The organism is Xanthomonas chitinilytica (genome assembly GCF_026107455.2).
Classification (GTDB): Bacteria; Pseudomonadota; Gammaproteobacteria; order Xanthomonadales; family Xanthomonadaceae; genus Stenotrophomonas; species Stenotrophomonas chitinilytica.
This window is the reverse complement of record NZ_JAPCHY010000012.1, coordinates 1-19,761: the sequence shown is the minus strand read 5'-3', so window position 1 is coordinate 19,761 and position 19,761 is coordinate 1. Positions and strand designations below refer to the sequence as shown.

The following is a 19,761-nucleotide window of genomic DNA, read 5'->3' as shown; positions in this document are numbered from 1 at the left end:
GCCGGACGGGAATCCGGCCCCTTCAACGCAACGCGCGGGACCGCGGCCGATGAGCGTGCCGATGCTGGACACCTACCGCGAGGTGATCACGCCCGAGGGCGTACCGCTGCACCTGCCGGCCGCCGGCCCGGTGCCGCGGGCGCTGGCGTGGGCCATCGACCTGTGCGTGCGCTTCGGCACGCTGGCGTTGATGAGCTTCCCGCTGATGCTGCTGGGCGGAATCGGCCAGGGGCTCTACCTGGGCCTGATGTTCCTGGTGTTCTGGGCCTATCCGATCGTGTTCGAGGCCTGGAACGGGCAGACCCTGGGCAAGCGCGCGCTGGGCCTGCGGGTGGTCGCGCGCGACGGCGCGCCGCTGGGCTGGATGGCGGCGATCGTGCGCAACCTGCTGCGCACGGTGGACATGCTGCCGTTCGGCTACGCGCTGGGACTGGTCGCCAGCCTGTTCGATCCGCACGGCCGCCGCCTGGGCGACCTGGTCGCCGGCACCCTGGTGGTACACCTGCCGCCGCGGCATGAGCCGGCCCCGGCAGCGGTCGATGCCGTGCTGGCGCCACCGCTGCCGCTGCAGCCCGGCGAACAGGCCGCGGTGATCGCCTTCGCCGAGCGCGGACCGCGGCTGTCGCCAGCGCGCCAGAACGAACTGGCCGACATCGCCGCGCCGTTGAGCCAGGCCCACGGCCAGACCGGGGTGTTGCGGCTGTATGCGATGGCCAACTGGCTGCTGGGGCGGCGATGAGGCAGGAACAGTTCGTCGCCCGCCACCAGCACGAGTGGCAGCAGTTCGAGCACTGGCTGCAGACCCGCGGCGACAGCGCGCGCCAGGCGCGGCGCCGGGCCGACCCCGACGCCCTGGGCGACGAGCAGGTGCCCGAGCGCTACCGGCGCCTGTGCCAGCAGCTGGCGCTGGCGCGCAGGCGCGGCTACAGCCCGCAGCTGACCGCACGCCTGCAGCAGTTGATGCAGCGAGGCCACAACCTGCTGTACCGCACGCCGCCGCCGCGCTGGCGGCGCGCGGTCGAATTCCTGTTCGCCGACTTCCCGCAGCTGGTGCGCAGCCAGGCCGGCTGCATGTGGGCGGCGACCGCGCTGTTCGCGGTGCCGCTGGTCGGCATCTTCGTGCTGCTGCAATACCGGCCCGAGCTGATCCACGGCCTGCTCGACGCCAAGCAGATCGCGACGATGGAGCGCATGTACGACCCCGGCGCCGAGCGCCTGGGCCGCGACAGCGGCACCGACTGGGCGATGTTCGGCCACTACATCATGAACAACATCAGCATCGGCCTGCGTACCTTCGCCAGCGGCCTGCTGGCCGGGCTGGGCACGGTGATGGTGCTGCTGTTCAACGGCGTCACCATCGGCGCGGTGGCCGGGCACCTGCAGCAGATCGGCTCGGGCGACCCGTTCTGGCGCTTCGTCGTCGGCCACGCGCCGTTCGAACTGACCGCCATCGTCATCGCCGGCGGCGCCGGCCTGCAGCTGGGGCTGAAGCTGCTGGCGCCGGGACGGCGGCGGCGGGTCGACGCGCTGGTCGAGGGTGGCGTGATCGGCGCGCGGCTGTGCCTGGGCGTGGCCTTCATGCTGCTGGTGGCGGCGTTCATCGAGGCATTCTGGTCGTCCAGCGCGACGGTCCCGGCGTGGATCAAGTTCAGCGTTTCCGGCGTGCTGTGGGCGCTGGTGCTGGGCTGGCTGTGGCGCGGCGGGCGCGGAGGCGGCGATGCGCATTGACCAGCTCGACGTGGTGCTGCGCGCCCGTTCGCAGTGGGAGGCGATGGAGCTGGGCACGGCGCTGGTGCGGCGCCACGCCGCGGCGATCTGGAAGCCCTGGCTGCTGCTGACGCTGCCGGTGTTCGCGCTGCTCAACCTCGGCGGCTGGCTCACCGGGCAGTTCTGGCTGGCCGGGCTGCTGATGTGGTGGCTGAAGCCGGCGTTCGAGCGCATCCCGCTGTACGTGATCTCGCGCGGCGTGTTCGGCGCGACGCCGGCCACCGCCGACACCCTGCGTGCGCAATGGAACTGGGGCTGGCGCGGGATCGGCGCCTACCTGGGCTGGCGCCGGCTGAGTCCGGCGCGTTCGCTGCTGATGCCGGTGGACCTGCTGGAAGGCGCCGATGCCGTCCACCGTAGCCAGCGCCGGCGGGTACTCGGCGGCCAGAGCTATGGCCACGCCACCCTGCTGACCTGGGTCTGCCTGCATTTCGAGTGGATGCTGCAGATCGCCAGCGTCATGCTGGTCTTCATGTTCGTGCCGGTGGAGATGCTGTCCGAATCGCTGCGCGCGGCCTGGTCGCTGATCGGCGAGCAGACGCCGGCCTGGGCCAAGGTCGGCGGCAACCTGATCGCCTGGGCGGCGATGACCCTGATCGGGCCGTTCTACGTCGGCGCCGGCTTCGGCCTGTACCTCAACCGCCGCACCGAGCTGGAGGCGTGGGACGTGGAGATCGCCTTCCGCCGCCTGCGCGAACGCCTGGTCGCGGCGGCGCCGCTGTTGCTGGTGCTGCTGGCCTTGGCCATGCCCATGCTGCCGGCGCGTGCGCAGGACGGCGGCGCCGAGCCGGTGGCCACGGACACGGCGCCGCGCAGCAACCAGAAATCCGCCGCCGACCGCGATGCCGAGGCCCGCGCGCCCCTGCCCGACCTGCTGACCCGGCAGCCGGTGGATACCGCCGGCTTCGAGCAGGCGGTACAGCGCGCCTACGAGGATCCGCTGCTGGGCAGCAAGCGCACGATCGTGCGCTGGGAGCGCAAGGCCGGCGATGAGGAAAGCAAGGAAACGGGGAAACGCCGCCGCTTCGATCCCGGCATCTTCTCCGGCATCGGCAAGCTGATCGCGCTGATCGCCGAATGGGGGCTGTGGATCCTGGTGGGCATCCTGGTGCTGGTACTGCTGCTGACGATGCGCTGGTGGCTGCCGTGGCTGCGCGGATCGACCCGGCGTCGCCGCGAGGCGCCCTCGCCGGTGCAGCAGGACGAACTGCTGGTACCGGAAGTGTTGCCGCCGGACGTCATCGCCTCCGCGCGCAGGCTGTGGGACGAGGGCCGGCCGCGGCACGCGCTGGCGCTGCTGTACCGCGCCAGCGTCGAGACGGTGTGCGAGCGCGCCGCGCAGGCACTGCCGCCCGGCGCCACCGAGGCGCAATGCCTGCGCGCCTCGCGGCAGATGCCCGACGAGGGCGACCGCCAGCTGTTCGCGCAGATGGTGCGCATCTGGCAGTACGCCGCCTATGCCGGGCGGATTCCCGGCCAGGCCGAGTTCGAATCGCTGCTGCAGCAGCTGCAGCAGCAGTACCGGTGGTCGGCATGAGCGCTCGCTGGCGCAACGCGCTGATCGCCGCGCTGGTACTGCTGGTCGTGGCCGGCATGGCGGCATGGTTCCTGCACACGCACGAGCGGGTGGAGGACCAGGTACCGCTGCCGCCACATGGCGAAGCGGTCTACAACCCGCTGTACGCCCTGCGCCAGGCGCTGCGCACCGACGACGTGCCGGCCGAGTCGCGGCAGCGGCTGAACCTGGCCGCGATGCAGCTGCAGCCCGGCGATACCGTGGTGCTGTTGCAGGATCCGCGCCTGCTCAGCGCCGCCGAGACGACCCGGCTGCTGGAGTGGGTGGAACGTGGCGGCCACCTGGTCGTGCGCACGCCGCCACCCGGCCCGGATCCGCAGCATGGCGACGGCAACCTGCTGCAGCGCCTGGGCGTGGACCTGTCGGAGAACCTGCGCACCTGCCTGCCGCTGCACATCCCCGGCGAAGATTCCCACAGCGAGTTCTGCTATGGCCGCGGCTTCCGCCTCGAACCCGGAGTCGTTGCCGAGTTGCAGTGGGGAACAAGCGCGACGACGACGCCCGGGGATGCGGATACCGATGCCGATGCCGATGCCGATGAAGCGGACGACGCCGACGACGCCGATGCAACCGACCAGGTCCGCCGGCGCCTGGAAGCGCAGCGGCGCGGCAACGGCCTGGGCCATGTCCGCCTGCGCCATGGCGAAGGCCGCGTGGACGTGCTGGCGGACCTGGACTTCCTGCTCAACAACGGCAACGAGCTGCGCTCGCGCCCGTCCTTGCCCGGCCTTGGCCGGTTGCTGGCCGGCGACGACAGCGGTGGCCTGCGCGACCGCCCGCACCGCGTGCTGGCGCGCCACGTGCTGGCGCCCAACTACGGCCAGGGCACCGTCCACCTGATCTACGCGGCGCAGATGCCGTCGCTGTGGCACACCGTGCTGCGCCAGGGCTGGCCGGCCTGGCTGCCGCTGCTGCTGGCGCTGCTGGCCTGGCTGTGGGCGCGCTCGCAGCGCTTCGGCCCGCTGCTGCCGTCGCCGCGCGAGGAACGCCGCTCGCTGCTGGAGCACGTGCGCGCCAGCGGCGAGCACCTGCTGCGCTACGGCAAGTCGCCGCTGCTGTACGAGGCGGTGCGCCGCGCCTTCCTCGCCCGGTTGCAGCGGCGCGCGCCGATGGCCGCCGCGCTGTCCGGCGACGCCCAGGTCCACGCCATCGCCGAGCGCCTGCAATGGCCGCATTCGCGCGTGCGCGAGGCGCTGCAAGCTCCCGTTTCCAACGACGTCGCCGGCCTGCGCGACCGCATCCGCCTGCTGATCCAGATGAGAAACCTGCTATGACCGAGACTCCTGCTTCCACTCCCCTTCCCGGCCTGCCGCTGGCCGAACGCGTCGATGCGGTGCGCCAGGCCGTCGGCCACGCCTTCATCGGCCAGTCCGAGGTGCTGGACCAGATCCTGGTCGCGCTGCTGGCCGGCGGCCACGTGCTGATCGAGGGCGTGCCCGGCCTCGGCAAGACCCTGCTGGTGCGGGCGCTGGCGCAGGCGCTGGAGCTGGACTACGCGCGCGTGCAGTTCACCCCGGACCTGATGCCCAGCGACGTCAGCGGCCATGCCGTGTACGACCCCAAGACCGAGAGCTTCAAGATCCGCCGCGGCCCGGTGTTCACCAACCTGCTGCTGGCCGACGAGATCAACCGCGCCCCGGCCAAGACCCAGTCGGCGCTGCTGGAGGTGATGCAGGAAGGCCAGGTCACCATCGAGGGCAAGTCGTTCGCGCTGTCGCCGCCGTTCCTGGCGCTGGCCACGCAGAACCCGGTCGAGCAGGAGGGCACCTACCCGCTGCCGGAGGCGCAGCTGGACCGCTTCCTGCTCAAGGTGCTGATCGACTACCCGCAGCTGGAGGACGAGAAGCGCATGGTCGACGCGGTGACCACCGGCCGCAGCGCCGGCGACTTCGACCTGTCGCGGGTGCCGCGCGTGCTCGACGCCGGCCAGGTGGTCGCACTGCAGCAGGAGGTGGCCGCGATCACCGTCGACCCGCAGGTGATCGACTACGCCGTGCGCATCGTCGCGGCCACCCGCAAGTGGCCGGGCATCGCCCTGGGCGCCGGCCCGCGCGGCAGCATTGCGCTGGTGCGCGCGGCGCGGGCGCAGGCGGTGCTGTCCGGCCGCGATTTCGTCACTCCCGACGACGTGCGCGAGATCGCCCGGCCGGCGCTGCGCCATCGCATCACCCTGGCGCCGGAACTGCAGATCGAAGGCCAGTCGGCCGACGACGCGCTGACCGCGCTGCTGGCCAAGGTGGAAGCGCCGCGGCAATGATCAGGCGTGCGCCCGCGCTGACCGTCTGCAGGAGCGACGCGAGTCGCGACCGGATGCAGACGGGTGAGACAGGGCTTTGCGGCCGATGGTCTGCGGTCGCGGCTCATGCCGCTCCTGCGGGACCCCGCCGATGAGGCCGGCGCCGCTGCTGGTCGCGCTGCTGGCGCTGTGGGGGCTGGGCGGCGTTGCCGTCGCGCTGGGCCAGCTGCCGCTGTCCGCCTGGCAGGCGACCGCCGCCGCGATCGCGCTGCTGGCCGCCGTGGACGCGCTGCGGCTGTGGCGGCAACCCTCGCCGCAGGTGACGCGGCAGCTGCCCGAGGCGCTGGCGCTGAACGTCGAACGCGAGGCCGGGCTGGTGCTGGAGTCGTTCCGCCGCCAGCGGCTGGAGGTGTTCGACGGCGTCCCCGGCGGCTGGCCGCTGCAGGGGCTGCCGCGCGCGCTGACGCTCAAGCCCGCCAGCGAGACCCGCTTCGGCTACCGCTTCACCCCCACCGCGCGCGGCACCTTCCGTTTCGAAGGCGTGCAGCTGCGGCTGCATTCGCCCTGGCGGCTGTGGCGGCAGCGCCGGCAGGTGGCCCCCGCGCAGACGGTGCGGGTCTACCCCAACTTCGCGCCGCTGACCCGCTTCGCGCTGTTCAGCGCCGAACAGGCCTCGCGGCTGGTCGGCGCCCACCTCAAGCGCCGGCGCGGCGAAGGCACCGACTTCCACCAGATGCGCGAGTACCGCGTCGGCGACAGCCTGCGCCAGATCGACTGGAAGGCCACCTCGCGCGCGCGCAAGCTGATCTCGCGCGAGTACCAGGACGAGAAGAACCAGCAGCTGCTGATGCTGATCGACACCGGCCGGCGCATGCTCGCCGACGAGGGCGGGCTGTCGCACTTCGACCACGTGCTCAACGCCTCGCTGGTGGTGTCCTACCTGGCGCTGCGCCAGGGCGATGCGGTGGGCCTGTTCGCCAGCGGCGGGCAGAGCCGCTGGGTGGCGCCGCAGCGCGGCATGGGCGCCATCGACACCCTGTTGCGCGCCAGCTACGACCTGCAGGCGCAGCCGGTGGCCACCGACTACCTGGCCGCGGCCACCGAGCTGTCGCTGCGGCAACGCCGGCGCTCGCTGGTGATGCTCATCACCAACGTCCGCGACGAGGACATCGAGGACCTGCTGGCCGCGGTGCGGCTGCTGCAGAAGCGGCACCTGGTGTGCGTGGCCAGCCTGCGCGAGCGCGAGCTGGACGACGCGCTGTCGCGCGAGGTGCACGAACTGCCCGACGCGGTGCAGGCCGGCGCCATCGCCCGCTACCTGCAACAGCGCGGCGAGGCCCACGAGGCGCTGCGCAGCCATCGGGTGATGGTGCTGGACGTCACTGCCGAGGAACTGCCCGGGGCATTGGTCGAGCGCTATCTGGCGGTGAAGCGCGACGGATTGCTGTAGCGGCGCCGGGGGCGTTGCCGGCTGCCGCCGGAAGCCGCTTCGGCAGCCGGATTCATGCAACCCGGACCACCACGCGGGCCTGCTTCCCCGTCCGTTGCCCGTGCTGGTCCCGCACCCTGCATCGCCCATGGCGGTTTTCGCTCCGGGGCGGGCGTCCGGGCCGATGCCCAAGGCGCCGTGCGGTCGAGCCAACCGTTTCGATCCCGTGTTTTTTCGAGCAACCCTGGCCGCTTTCGGCCAACGGGCTCCGTTACTGTCAGATATATCGACCACGGGGAACCGCCATGATCCGTCGACTCTCGCTCCTGCCGCTGCTGGCGGTCCTGCTGGCGGTCCTGCTGGCGGGCTGCGAAGCCGCACAGAAGACGGCCGGCGACGCCGCACCCGAAGCCGCCGCCCTGCCCCTGTTCGATACCTTCGGCGACCTGCACCGCGATGTGGCCACGCGCGTGCCCGCCGCGCAGCGCTATTTCGACCAGGGCCTGCGCATGACCTACGGCTTCAACCACGAGGCGGCCGGGCGCGCCTTCGCCGAGGCTGCGCGGCTGGACCCGCAATGCGCCATGTGCGTGTGGGGCCAGGCGCTGGTGCTGGGGCCGAACATCAATCTGGCGATGGATCCGACGGTGGCGAAGGACGCCGCCGTCCTCGCCGACCGCGCGGCGGGCCTCGCCGAAGGTGCGCGCCCGGCCGACCGAGCGCTGATCCAGGCGCTGCAGGCGCGTTACGCCGACCCGGCGCTGGAGGACCGCCAGCCGCTGGACCGCGCCTACGCCGACGCGATGGCGCGCGTGGCCGCGCAGTTCCCCGACGACGACGACGCGGCGACCCTGTACGCGGAAGCGTTGATGAATCTCTCGCCCTGGGCGTACTGGGAAGCGGACGGCACCCCGGCGGAGTTCACCGCCCGCATCCTCGGCGAACTGGAACGCGTGCTGGCGCGCAACCCGCGCCACATCGGCGCGATGCACTACTACATCCACGCCACCGAGGCCTCGCCCGAGCCGCAGCGCGCCGAACCCTATGCCGACGCCCTGGCGGCGCTGGCGCCCGGTTCGGGCCATCTGGTGCACATGCCCGCACACACCTACATCCGGGTCGGGCGCTACCACGATGCGACCCTGACCAATCTGGCCGCCACCACCGCGGACAAGGATTTCCTGGCGGTATGCCGCGGCAGCAACGGGGTCTATCCGCTGGGCTACGTGCCGCACAACTGGCACTTCGCCACGATGACCACCAGCCTGACCGGATCGCGCACGCTGGCGCTGCAGGCGGCGGCGCAGACGGCGCAGCGCGCGGACCGCGCCGCGATGGGCGAGGCGCCGATGGAATTCATGCAGCAGTTCGTGGTCGCGCCCATGCTCACCCAGGTCCGCTTCGGCGACTGGGACGCGATCCTGTCCGATTCGGCCGCATCGCCGGAACTGCCGTACCCGGCCGCGATCCGGCACTTCGCCCGCGGCATGGCCCACGTGCGCCAGGGCGCGCTGGCCGAGGCCGCACGCGAGGCCGAGGCCCTGCAGGCGATCGCGGGTGATCCGGCCATCGCGGAGGTGAGCTTCTTCGACATCAACCATGCCGGCGGCGTATTGCAGGTCGCCGATGCCCTGCTGCGCGGGGAACTGTTGCGCGCACAGGGCAAGCACGCACAGGCCATCGCGGCGTTGCGCGAGGCGGCGGCCGCCGAGGATGCGCTGGCCTACAACGAACCGGCCGACTGGCCGCTGCCGGTCCGCCCCTACCTGGGTGCCGCATTGTTCGAGGCCGGCGATGCCCGGGGCGCAGCGGAAGCATTCGGCCAGGACCTGAAGGCCTATCCGGAGAACGGCTGGTCGCTGTTCGGCCTGGCGCAGGCACAACACGCACTGGGGCAGGTCGATGCCGCGCGCGAAACATCGCGCCGGCAGGCCGCCGCCTGGCAGTGGGCGGACGCGCCGCTGACCGCGGCCCGGTACTGAGCGCAAACCCGGCGGGCGATTCCGCGCGGCAGCGGACCGGCGCCGCGGTGCCGTTCGCGTGGAACGGTTTCGAGCCGCGCCCGACGGGTGTTTTCGTCGGCTTCGGTGGCTTCGATCAACAGCCGGAGAAACCGCCCTCCAGGATACTTCGGCCGGCACCTGTTCCCGCTTGCGGAGCGGACCTTATGGGCGAGGCATCGACGATGCCCTCATCCGCCCTTCGGGCACCCCAGTCCGACCCGTCATGACCAGCCATTGGGCTGGTGAAAAGCGCCTGTGGGGCAGGCTTTTCTCCGGCAAACGGGAGAAAGCCCCCGGCAAGCCTTGAGCCGGGACGACGCTGGCTATTGCGGCACGCGCAGGGTCCGAGGCTGCCGATGACAATCGGCTGCGGCGCCTGCGCGCGCACCCACTCTTCCGCCCGCGACAAGCGGCGCTTGCGACCGGGTGCGACGGCGGGCCAGCCTCATCCACTGCGGCAAACGCGAGAACATCGAGCGGTTGTCCTCCTACCCGAGGCTGGCGCGCACAACCGGACAGCCCGATTGCCGATTCCGCTCCGGAGGCGTGCAGCGGTGCGGCGACCGACCGAAAGATCCGCAACCGGAGTCCGGGGCCACCCAGCGCCGCCACGGAACCTGCCGGCAGCGGCGCGACTGCCCACCGTCGCGATCAGCCGGGTAGCCCGATTGCCGGTTCCAGGCCGAAAGGGCGTGCGGCGGCGGAGCGGCCAACCGAGAAGTTCGCGACTGGTGACCGTGGGCCTCCGGCGTCGTTCGCTTGCCGCCGGCAGCCGCGCGGCCGGGTGCAGCCGCGCTCGATGGACAGGAACGAAAACCGTACCGGCCAGCAATACGGCGCGGGGCAGGGCCCCACGCCCCCGCCGTCAGACGTAGATGGTGGTCGGCGCTTCGTCGATGATCGCGTGCGGCACGAAGCGCGCACTGTCGCGGGTGATGCGGCTGTCGTCCTCGCGCAGGCCGATGCCGCAGGCGCGGTCGCCCACCACCCAGCTGCCCACCAGCGGGTAGTTGCCCTCGAACGCCGGCAGCGGGTGCAGCGCCTGCACGATGCAGGGGCCGGCGTACGGGCCTTCGCTCTCCTGCCAGCTGCCGTCGGCCAGGTGCATGGCCACGTTGGCGCCCTCGCGCGAATGCAGCGGCTTGCGCACCCAGCCCACCGGCAGCGCGCTGCCGTCGTCGAAATGCGCTTCGAGCAGGTTGGGATGGCCGCGGTGGCGTTGCCACAGCAGCGGCAGGATGCCCTTGTTGCTCAGCACCGCCTTCCACGCCGGCTCCAGCAGCTGCACGCCCGAACCCGGCAGCGCGGCGCCGAATTCCTCGCGCATCAGGTCTTCCAGCGGATACAGCTTGAACAGGCTGCCGATCACCACGTCGTCCAGGTCGGTGAAGCGGCCGTCGGCCGACAGGCCGATGTCCTCGATGGCGATGGCCTGTCCGTGCAAACCGGCCTGTGCGGCGCAGTCGCGCAGGTAGTCGACCGTGCCCTGGTCTTCGGCGGAGTCGCGCACGGCACTGAAGCACAGCGGCGGCGGCAGCTGCGCGGCCAGTTCGCCGAAGCGCTCCACCAGCGCTTCGTGGATGGAGTTGAACTGGTCGGCATGCGCCGGCAGCGCGCCACGGTTGCGCTGGTCCTCCAGCCACTGCCACTGGAAGAACGAGGCCTCGTACAGCGAGGTCGGGGTGTCGTAGTTCAGCTCGTACAGCTTGGCCGGGCCAGTGCCGTCGTAGGCGAAGTCCAGCCGCCCGTACAGGTGCGGCTGGCGCTGGCGCCAGCTGTCGGCGATCCAGTCGCGGAACGGTTCGGGGATGGCCAGCTGCGCCATCAGCGCTTCGCTGGCCACCACGTCGCCGACCAGGTCCAGCGCCATCGCGTGCAGCTCGGCACTGGGGTCTTCCAGGTCGTTCTCGATCTGGCGCAGGGTGAAGGCGTAGTACGCGGTCTCGTCCCAGTACGGCTCGCCGTCGATGGTATGGAAACGGAAGCCGGCCTCGGCCGCCCGGGCGCGCCAGTTGCCGCGCTCGGCAATCGCGATGCGCTTCACCGCATCAACCGCCGACGCTGTTGCGGCCGCGGCTGTTGTTGCCGAAACCGCCACGGCTGGCGGTGACGGCGCGGTTGGGCTCGCTGCTGATCGGTGCCAGCCCGGCCTTGCCCGCGCCGATGCCGCTGGCGGTGTTCAGCCCGCCGGTGCCGCCCGGTGCCGGGCGCGCCCAGCCATTGGCCTTGTCCTTGAACGCCGGTGCCGCGGCCGGGGCAGCCGCCGCGGCGCGGTTGCCGTTGAGCATCTGCGACATGAAGAAGCCCATCATCATCGGGCCGATGAACGAGGTGCCGGCGCTGGTCCGCTGCTGCACGCACTGCTCCGGGCCGTAGTCCTGCTCGCAGGCCTCGCGGCTGGCGTACTTCGGCGCCGAATCGGCGGCCTGCTGCTGCGCGGCGGCGAACGCCTGGCGGCAGGCGGACGGGTCGCCGGTGGCGGCGGCGCAGTTCTCCACCGACGTGTACAGGCCTTCCTGCACCTGGACCTGCTGCTCCTGCTGGCAGGCGGTGAACAACAGCGGTGCGGCGCTCATCAGCAGCAGCGCGGTGGTCTTGGATCGCTTCATGCGGACTCCCTTCGTTCAATCGATCCGTGAATGATGCCTGATCCGGGCCGTCGAGCGGGAGCGCCGGGCCGCGGAAAGCTGAATCGCGTTTCAGTTCCCGCCCGTTTTTCCCCGGTATTTTCCCGGCAGGGACGGTTGCAGCTGCAACCGAGGTTTTTCGGCAGAATCGGGCGGCGACACCGGTTTTCCGCCAGCACCCGCCCGCTCCCGCAGACGTTTCCATGCCCGACTACCGTTCCAGAACCTCCACCGCCGGCCGCAACATGGCCGGCGCCCGCGCCCTGTGGCGCGCCACCGGCATGAAGGACGGCGACTTCCACAAGCCGATCGTCGCCATCGCCAACTCCTTCACCCAGTTCGTGCCCGGGCATGTGCACCTGAAGGATCTCGGCCAGCTGGTGGCGCGCGAGATCGAACGCGTCGGCGGCGTGGCCAAGGAATTCAACACCATCGCGGTGGACGACGGCATCGCCATGGGCCACGACGGGATGCTGTACTCGCTGCCCAGCCGCGAGATCATCGCCGACTCGGTCGAGTACATGGTCAATGCCCACTGCGCCGACGCGCTGGTGTGCATCTCCAACTGCGACAAGATCACACCGGGGATGCTGATGGCCGCGCTGCGGCTGAACATCCCGGTGGTGTTCGTCTCCGGCGGGCCGATGGAAGCGGGCAAGACCCGGCTGGCCGAGCACAAGCTGGACCTGGTCGACGCCATGGTGATCGCCGCCGACGACAGCGCCAGCGACGAGAAGGTGGCCGAATTCGAGCGCAGCGCCTGCCCCACCTGCGGTTCGTGCTCAGGCATGTTCACCGCCAATTCGATGAACTGCCTGACCGAGGCGCTGGGCCTGTCGCTGCCGGGCAACGGCACCACGCTGGCCACCCATGCCGACCGCGAGCAGCTGTTCCTGCGCGCGGCGCGCACGGTGGTGGAACTGTGCCATCGCTGGTATGGCGCGGAAGATCCGGGCGCGTTGCCACGCGGGATCGCGACATTCGAAGCGTTCGAGAATGCGATGACGCTGGACATCGCCATGGGTGGTTCGACCAACACCATCCTGCACCTGCTGGCCGCTGCGCAGGAGGCCGAGGTGGCCTTCGACCTGCGCGACATCGACCGCCTGTCGCGGCGCGTGCCGCAACTGTGCAAGGTGGCCCCGAACACCCCGAAGTACCACATCGAGGACGTGCACCGCGCCGGCGGCATCACCGCCATCCTCGGCGAGCTGGCGCGCGGCGGCCTGCTGCATACCGGCGTGCCGACCGTGCACAGCGCGACCCTCGGCGAGGCCATCGCCCGGTGGGACGTGACCCGGACGACGGACGAGGCCGTGCACACGTTCTACAGAGCCGGCCCGGCCGGCATCCCCACCCAGGTCGCCTTCAGCCAGGCCACGCGCTGGCCCACGCTCGACCTCGACCGCGCCGAAGGCTGCATCCGCGACGTGGCCCATGCGTTCTCCGCCGAGGGCGGGCTGGCGGTGCTGTACGGCAATCTCGCCGCCGACGGCTGCGTGGTCAAGACCGCCGGCGTGGACGAGTCGATCCACGTGTTCGAGGGCAACGCCCGCGTCTACGAAAGCCAGGACGCGGCGGTGAAGGGCATCCTCGGCGACGAAGTGCGGGCCGGCGACGTCGTCGTCATCCGCTACGAAGGCCCCAAGGGCGGCCCGGGCATGCAGGAGATGCTGTACCCGACCAGCTACCTGAAGTCGAAAGGACTGGGCAAGGCCTGCGCGCTGCTCACCGACGGCCGCTTCTCCGGTGGCACCTCGGGCCTGTCGATCGGTCATGCTTCGCCGGAAGCCGCGGCCGGTGGAACCATCGGCCTGGTGCGCGACGGCGACCGTATCCGCATCGACATCCCGCAGCGCGCCATCGACCTGCTGGTGGACGAAGCCGAACTGGCACGCCGCCGCGCCGAACAGGACGCGCACGGCTGGAAACCGGCGCAGCCGCGTCCGCGCAAGGTCACCACCGCGCTCAAGGCCTATGCATTGCTGGCGACCAGCGCCGACAAGGGTGCGGTGCGCGACCGCACCCTGCTGGGCGACTGAAACCGCATCGCGACGATGCCGGCGCCGGCAATCAAGGCCGCGCCGGCCCGCCTCATCGGTCGCCGCCTTCCATCGAAATCGCCATGGAAGGCCCACGGTCGAGCGGGCTGACGACCCCAAGGCCGCCACGGCCCAACACATGCGTATATATCTGTGTCGTGGACAGGTCCTTGTGGCCAAGCAATTCCTGGATCGTGCGCAGATCGTAGCCGCGCTCCAGCAGGTGGGTCGCAAACGAATGGCGCAGCGTGTGGCAGCTGGCCGGCTTGTCCAGGCCGGCCGCGCGGCAGGCCGCCTTCACCGCCCGCTGCAGGCCTTTCTCGTCCACATGGTGCCGGCGTGTCGCTCCCCCGCGTGGGTCGACGCTGCGCTGCGGCGCGGGGAACAGGTATTGCCATCCCGGTTCGCGGGCGGCGCCGGGAAACTTCCTGGCCAGCGCATCCGGCAGCCAGACCTCGCCAAACCCGGCGCGCACATCGCGCTGATGCACTCTCAATGCTTCGGCCCGCTGCGACAGCAGTGGTTCGCGCAAGGCCTGCGGCAACATCGTGCGACGGTCCTTGCCGCCCTTCCCGTCGCGCACGATCACCTCACCGCGCGCGAAGTCCACGTCCTTGATACGCAGGCGCACGCATTCCATCAACCGCATGCCGGTGCCGTAGAGCAACGAGGCCATCAGCCAGTGTCGCCCGTGCAACCGATCCAGCAGGCGCCCTACCTCCCCCTCGTCCAGCACCACCGGCAACCGCTGCGGCCGCTTCGCCCGGCGAATCGACTCCATCCATGCCAGGTCCTGGCCCAATACCTGGCGATAGAGAAACAGTAAAGCCGCCAACGCCTGGTTCTGGGTGGATGCCGCCACCCGCCCCTTCACCGCCAACCGCGTCAGGAAGGCCTCCACCTGCGCCTCCCCCATCGTTTCGGGATGGCGACGACCATTGGCGATGATGAAACGCCGGATCCAACCGACATACGCCTCCTCCGTGCGCCGCGCCATTCCCAGCCGCCGCATGCGTTCACGCACGCGATCAAGCAACCTGGGCGGCTGGACGGAATCCTGCCCAGCCACTGGAACGCTTGCTGCCCGATTATCCCGGTGATACCGTCGCATCGAAACCGTCCTGGGGGAGGGAATGACGGCATGATTAGGCACCGGCATTACACACCAGAAGATGGGGAAGCCGTTGGTGGATGTAGGGATTTCCCCTGGACATCGGTAGGGAGCTTCGTGCTACACACCGGGGTTACGCCCCATTTTTATATCGAATAGGCGTTAGACGATCAAATGACCACCAAGCCGCTTGACAGACTAATGTTCGCCCAAGGAGGCATTTGCTTCTTTTGCAACATGCCACTTTCAAAGGCAGACGCTAGTGTCGAGCATCTTGTTGCTTCCTCTCGCGCCGGAAGCAACAGCGATGACAACTGCGTTGCCTGCTGCAAAGCAGTCAACGCGCTCTTTGGCAGCATGTCGCTTAAAGAGAAAATTCGCGTCGTGCTGAATCAGAACGGAAAGTTCATCTGCCCAAATGGCAATGGCAGGGCACAGCCCCTGCCTGCCCCTCCGGCTAAAGCCGCTCCAGTTCCGCCAAAGATCGACAACTATGCAGTTGTTCTCGCAGACCTTAAAAAGCGCGGCGCTTCCCGCCCAAGGAAAGTCGAGACACTCAAAAGCACCATCCGTGCAACTGTCAAGAACGCAAAGAGTTCTATCACCGAGTCGCAGCTGGAAACACTAATTAAACACTTGCAAGTCAACGGAAAGATCATAGTTGCTGACACAAAAGTCAGCTACTCACTATGATCGTCTAACAATTCATTCAAGCCGACGCCGCTTCGCGGCGCGGCTTAATTCAGGCGTTAGCCTTCTGGAGCAAGTGCGTGGCGAAGAAACCAGGCCCGGGAAAGTGTGTTCACTGCCTTGGTCAGTTCGACATACGAAACTGGGATCACGTTCTTCCGCGATCTTGGTACCCAGATTCAACGCCACCCAACTTGGAGAAGTGGCAGATTCCAACCTGCAAGAAGTGCAACTCTGACTACGGAAAGCTAGAAGAGGAACTGCTCGTCATGCTCGCCATGACAATCGATCCAGAGGGCCACGCTAGTTCAGGAATCTACGAGCGAGCTCTTCGCTCGGTAAACGAATCGCTAGGTAAAGGCAAGCGGGACCGGATGGCACGCCGTGCTAAGAGAGAAAGAGTGATTGGGTCGTTGCTACATGGAGATGACATCCCCACTGAGGGCATTTATCCCGGCTTGGGAGAGCGTTGGGACAGAGCCAGGGCCGATCAGGTCGCTTTCGTGATCCCGGCCAATCACATCCGGCGCTTCTGCGAGAAAATTGTCAGGGGAATCACTTATCGAGAGGACGGACTATTTATAGAGCCGCCGTTCCGAGTGGACTTCTATGCCCTCAATTCCAACGGCGCGGAACCAATCCAGCGTATGTTAGATCGGCATGGCGTCGCGTACACGCGCGGCCCCGGATTCGAGGTGATAAGGGTTGTCCCACCTGATGAGCCTCGCGCCGCAATGTTCAAGATCACCCTGTTTGGCGAGTTCGTAATGTATGCGTTTGTTTCACGACCAGAAGGCTAACAATTCATTCAAGCCGACGCCGCTTCGCGGCGCGGCTTAATTCAGGCGTTAGATTGCACTTTCAAACCACAAGGGGGTGTTATGAAAATGTACTACTGTGAGGTTTGGGGAGACATGACGGCTGACCGCGCCTCGGATCAGTATCCTACGGTTGCCGTTTGCGAGGATTGCATCAAGCAGCAGGAAGAGAGCGGTGAGGACAATCAAATTGTTTCTGGCGGAACCCAACTCGTCACCGATAAAAGTGAGACGTGCCACTTCTGTGACTGCGGGTTCGATGACTGATCTACGGTGAGTGCAATCTAACAATTCATTCAAGCCGACGCCGCTTCGCGGCGCGGCTTAATTCAGGCGTTAGGGCGCGCTTAACAACCATCACTACTGTTTAGGGGGAAACATGGCAATCTGTAAATCATGTGGCGTCGAGAAGGCTGGATTTATGTCTGATTTGTGCAGCAACTGCATGGAAGAATCTCCCAGCCCGGCCACTACTTCATTTACGCCAAGCACCCAGACTCAGACAGACAATCATACTCACCTCGGCAATCTCCGAGCTTCAAGCTGCTACCCCGCCTTTCGTGCGTTCATCGCCGTATTTACTATCGCTGGTTACATAGTTTCAGCAATTTTCGCTCTAGTCGGCTTCTTCAGCGGAAGCACCTTTGGTGTTCTTGCATCCTTGATTGGCGCAGTGATTATTGCTCTTCTGGTCAAGGTTAGCGCTGAGGCATCACTAATGATTGCAGACATTGCAGACGCAACAATTGATTCAACATCTCGCAATGCGCCCTAACAATTCATTCAAGCCGAACCCGCTTCGCGGGTCGGCTTAATTCAAGCGTTAGGGGGCTATGCGATGTTTTCGCTACTGATACGACTTTCATTCGCGGCGTCCATTGCCGTACTGGCCGGATGCACTTCTACGCCTGCCAAACCTTGCAGTCCGCTCGGCACTTCGGCTTGCGGGGGGCAAGCCGCAAATGTAGCCCGGGACCTCGCTGGCTGGCACAACGCACAACAACCGAGCTGTCCGTACGTTCGTCCGCTGGCTGCCGAGATTGTGCGGGACGAGGGTGATGCCGTCGTAGAGCACTGGACAATTGAGGCTTGTGAGGGCAAACAGTTCACTTATCGCGCTTATCTGCTTCCCGGCGCAGGACTGACGGTCATGGTCTCCGACGTTCGCACTGATGATAGGGTCGCCCCCTAACAATTCATTCAAGCCGACGCCGCTTCGCGGCGCGGCTTAATTCAGGCGTTAGGCTTCACATGGAAAGTTCATGCTAGAACCCAACCAATTTGAAGAAGACGAGGCTTGGGTTGTGTTCCAACTCAATGATGCTCCCGTTCGCACCGAGCAAGACGGAGATTTCAATTGCATCGCACTCATGGACGCTGCAAGCGGCTTCATCTTTGGCACTGCTTTCGTGTCTGTTGCGCAGGCCGAGCCTTCCGTGTTTGAAGTGCGTAAATTATTCAGCTCATGCTTGGAGCGCAGCGGTGGCACCCCTGCCACCCTTCTGCTCCCGAAGGGGCAATTCCAAACTACGTTCCCCTCGGAGGCCAAGCGCCGCGGAATCACCGCCGTCCATGTTCATGAGACAGAACTTTTATCTCTCACCTCTGAGGCCACGCAAGGCTTCCGAGAGCATGTGCAGGGTGGCCGGGCGTGAAGCCTAACAATTCATTCAAGCCGACGCCGCTTCGCGGCGCGGCTTAATTCAGGCGTTAGCTCCACACAAGGAAGTTCAATGCGTCTTCTCAAGTTTTCGGTTACCAACTTTCGCAGTATCACATCGGCCCACAGCGTCGCCCTATCGAATTTGACCGTGTTCGTAGGTCGCAACAACGAGGGCAAGTCCAATCTAATGCGCGCGTTAGAGGCAGCGATGGGTTTGCTATCACTACATGCACTGGGTCAGGCCACGGCTCGACGTCACATTTCATATAACTCTCGTGCGTATGTGTGGAAGCGCGATTTCCCAATGCAATACCAAGGTCGCAAGTCTGGCCTTAAAAGCATATTTAGACTTGAGTTCTCTTTAGATGACCAAGAGTGCGCAGCGTTTAAGGATCAGATTGGCGTGATGCTCAATGGCTCATTACCGTTGGAAGTATCAATCGGCAAGACAAACGAGCCGACCTTCCGTGTGGTGAAGTCAGGGCGAGGATCCGCCACACTCTCAAACAAATCCTCTCAGATCGCGCGATTTGTGGCAGAACGAATTTTCTTCAACTACATTCCTGCAGTGAGGACTGATAAAGAGTCGCTAGCTCTTATCGAGCGAATGCTTTCTGAGGCGCTGCGCACGCTTGAGAACGATCAGGAGTATGAGCAAGCGCTGGCAGCAATTAGTAGGCTGCAACAGCCAATACTCGACGAGATCGGAAAGCGCGTTGAGGAGCCACTGAAAGAATTCCTCCCCAACATCCAGTCGGTCAGGCTTGAAGTGTCTGATATTGGGCGGCGACATTCATTGCGGCAGAACATCAGCGTTCTTGTCAATGACGGGACGGAAACCGATATCGAGATGAAGGGCGACGGCGTCAAGAGCTTGGCCGCTTTGGGGCTCATGAAGAGCGCAAACAACAAAGAAGGCGCGCATATTCTGGTTATCGAGGAGCCTGAGTCTCACCTCCATCCTTCGGCAATACATCAAGTCAACGAGATCATCAGTCAAGTCGCAGAAAGCGCCCAGGTTCTGATTACTACGCACAATCCCCTCTTTGTAGTACGCGACACAGTTCAATCAAACGTTATCGTGAGCGATGGATCGGCCGTGCCGGCCCGATCAATCAATGCCATTCGAGATGTTCTGGGTATCCGCGCATCCGACAATCTCACACATGCAAATTATTCGTTAGTTGTCGAGGGGCATGAAGACGTCATCGCGCTCAGAGCTTTGTTGCCCGCGTTAAGCAAGAAACTCGGGAAGGCCCTAAAAGATAACGTGCTCGTAATAGACCAGATCGGTGGAGCGAGCAATCTTACTTATAAGGTTTCGCTGCTTAAGAGCTTCTTGTGTCTAACACATGTGCTACTGGATCATGACGCTGCCGGCAAGACTGCGTTCGACAAGGCAGAGAAGGACGGCGTGCTCGATCTTGCGGATTGCACGTTTACCATCTGCAACGGAATGACTGAGTCTGAGTTTGAGGACGTTCTAGAGCTTTCTTTGTATAAGGATGCTGTGTTGCATGACTTCGGCGTTGACCTCAGCACAAAAGCTTTTAGGTCAAACAAGAAATGGTCTTCGCGCGTTAGAGAGTGCTTCTTGTCGCAGGGCAAAACTTGCTCTGACGCAACGCTCGCCAAGGTCAAGCTACTTGTCGGACAACAAGTGGCTGCCAGCCCTGCCTCCGACGTCCCCCCGCCTTCAGTAGCACGGCGGTTTAGAGTCCGGGATCAATCGTAGCGGATGCCAGCTGGCTGGCGTAGTCGCTCGGGGTCAGTCCGCCGAGCACCTTCTTGGGTCGCTC

At 66.5% G+C, this 19,761-nt stretch carries 16 protein-coding genes; 13 read left to right on the top strand and 3 right to left on the bottom strand.

The window, feature by feature from the left end:
- Positions 1–49 precede the first annotated feature (49 nt).
- The 7 genes from OK345_RS13695 to OK345_RS13665 all read left to right on the top strand — a co-directional run bounded on the left by OK345_RS13695 (position 50) and on the right by OK345_RS13665 (position 8,990).
- The gene (locus OK345_RS13695) at positions 50–739 is read left to right on the top strand and encodes an RDD family protein (RefSeq protein WP_265128545.1); all 690 of its coding nucleotides are present in this window, start codon (positions 50–52) and stop codon (positions 737–739) included.
- Complete coding sequence (locus tag OK345_RS13690; protein ID WP_265128544.1) at positions 736–1,728, top strand: stage II sporulation protein M; 993 nt, start codon at positions 736–738, stop codon at positions 1,726–1,728. The genes OK345_RS13695 and OK345_RS13690 overlap by 4 nt, the downstream gene beginning before the upstream one ends.
- On the top strand, positions 1,718–3,304 hold the full coding sequence (locus OK345_RS13685; RefSeq protein ID WP_265128543.1) for a DUF4129 domain-containing protein: 1,587 nt from the start codon (positions 1,718–1,720) through the stop codon (positions 3,302–3,304). The genes OK345_RS13690 and OK345_RS13685 overlap by 11 nt, the downstream gene beginning before the upstream one ends.
- The gene (locus OK345_RS13680; protein WP_265128542.1) at positions 3,301–4,617 is read left to right on the top strand and encodes a DUF4350 domain-containing protein; all 1,317 of its coding nucleotides are present in this window, start codon (positions 3,301–3,303) and stop codon (positions 4,615–4,617) included. Before OK345_RS13685 ends, OK345_RS13680 begins: the two co-directional genes overlap by 4 nt.
- On the top strand, positions 4,614–5,600 hold the full coding sequence (locus tag OK345_RS13675) for an AAA family ATPase (protein ID WP_265128541.1): 987 nt from the start codon (positions 4,614–4,616) through the stop codon (positions 5,598–5,600). Before OK345_RS13680 ends, OK345_RS13675 begins: the two co-directional genes overlap by 4 nt.
- A gap of 130 nt (positions 5,601–5,730) precedes the next feature.
- Entirely contained in the window at positions 5,731–7,029 is a 1,299-nt protein-coding gene (locus tag OK345_RS13670) for a DUF58 domain-containing protein (protein ID WP_265128540.1), read from the top strand.
- 284 nt (positions 7,030–7,313) lie between these two features.
- Positions 7,314–8,990 carry a tetratricopeptide repeat protein gene (locus tag OK345_RS13665; RefSeq protein WP_265128539.1) on the top strand — a complete coding sequence of 559 codons (1,677 nt, stop codon included), beginning with the start codon at positions 7,314–7,316 and terminating at the stop codon, positions 8,988–8,990.
- Between the two features lie 886 nt (positions 8,991–9,876).
- Here the strand turns inward: OK345_RS13665 and OK345_RS13660 are convergent.
- Positions 9,877–11,055, bottom strand: coding sequence for a glutathionylspermidine synthase family protein (locus OK345_RS13660; protein ID WP_265128538.1), 1,179 nt, complete (start codon positions 11,053–11,055; stop codon positions 9,877–9,879).
- Between the two features lie 4 nt (positions 11,056–11,059).
- Positions 11,060–11,620, bottom strand: coding sequence for a DUF1190 domain-containing protein (locus OK345_RS13655; protein WP_265128537.1), 561 nt, complete (start codon positions 11,618–11,620; stop codon positions 11,060–11,062).
- A gap of 221 nt (positions 11,621–11,841) precedes the next feature.
- On the opposite strand from OK345_RS13655, the gene ilvD reads away from it, so the two are divergent.
- Complete coding sequence (gene ilvD, locus OK345_RS13650) at positions 11,842–13,680, top strand: dihydroxy-acid dehydratase (RefSeq protein ID WP_265128536.1); 1,839 nt, start codon at positions 11,842–11,844, stop codon at positions 13,678–13,680.
- 52 nt (positions 13,681–13,732) lie between these two features.
- Here ilvD and OK345_RS13645 read toward each other — a convergent pair whose 3' ends face one another.
- Positions 13,733–14,704, bottom strand: a complete 972-nt coding sequence (locus tag OK345_RS13645; RefSeq protein WP_306332099.1) for an integron integrase — start codon at positions 14,702–14,704, stop codon at positions 13,733–13,735.
- Positions 14,705–14,965: 261 nt separating this feature from the next.
- Here OK345_RS13645 and OK345_RS13640 point away from each other — a divergent pair, with 261 nt between their 5' ends.
- The 5 genes from OK345_RS13640 (at position 14,966) to OK345_RS13620 (ending at position 19,697) form a co-directional block, all read left to right on the top strand.
- Entirely contained in the window at positions 14,966–15,484 is a 519-nt protein-coding gene (locus OK345_RS13640) for an HNH endonuclease (protein ID WP_265128534.1), read from the top strand.
- A gap of 266 nt (positions 15,485–15,750) precedes the next feature.
- A complete protein-coding gene (locus OK345_RS13635) occupies positions 15,751–16,281 on the top strand; it encodes a hypothetical protein (protein WP_265128533.1) in 531 nt (176 codons plus the stop codon).
- 463 nt (positions 16,282–16,744) lie between these two features.
- Complete coding sequence (locus OK345_RS13630; RefSeq protein ID WP_265128532.1) at positions 16,745–17,074, top strand: hypothetical protein; 330 nt, start codon at positions 16,745–16,747, stop codon at positions 17,072–17,074.
- A 487-nt stretch (positions 17,075–17,561) separates the two neighbouring features.
- A complete protein-coding gene (locus OK345_RS13625; RefSeq protein WP_146389488.1) occupies positions 17,562–17,954 on the top strand; it encodes a hypothetical protein in 393 nt (130 codons plus the stop codon).
- Positions 17,955–18,032: 78 nt separating this feature from the next.
- Positions 18,033–19,697: an ATP-dependent nuclease gene (locus OK345_RS13620; protein WP_265128531.1), complete on the top strand. Its 1,665-nt coding sequence runs from the start codon at positions 18,033–18,035 to the stop codon at positions 19,695–19,697.
- Positions 19,698–19,761: the final 64 nt, after the last annotated feature.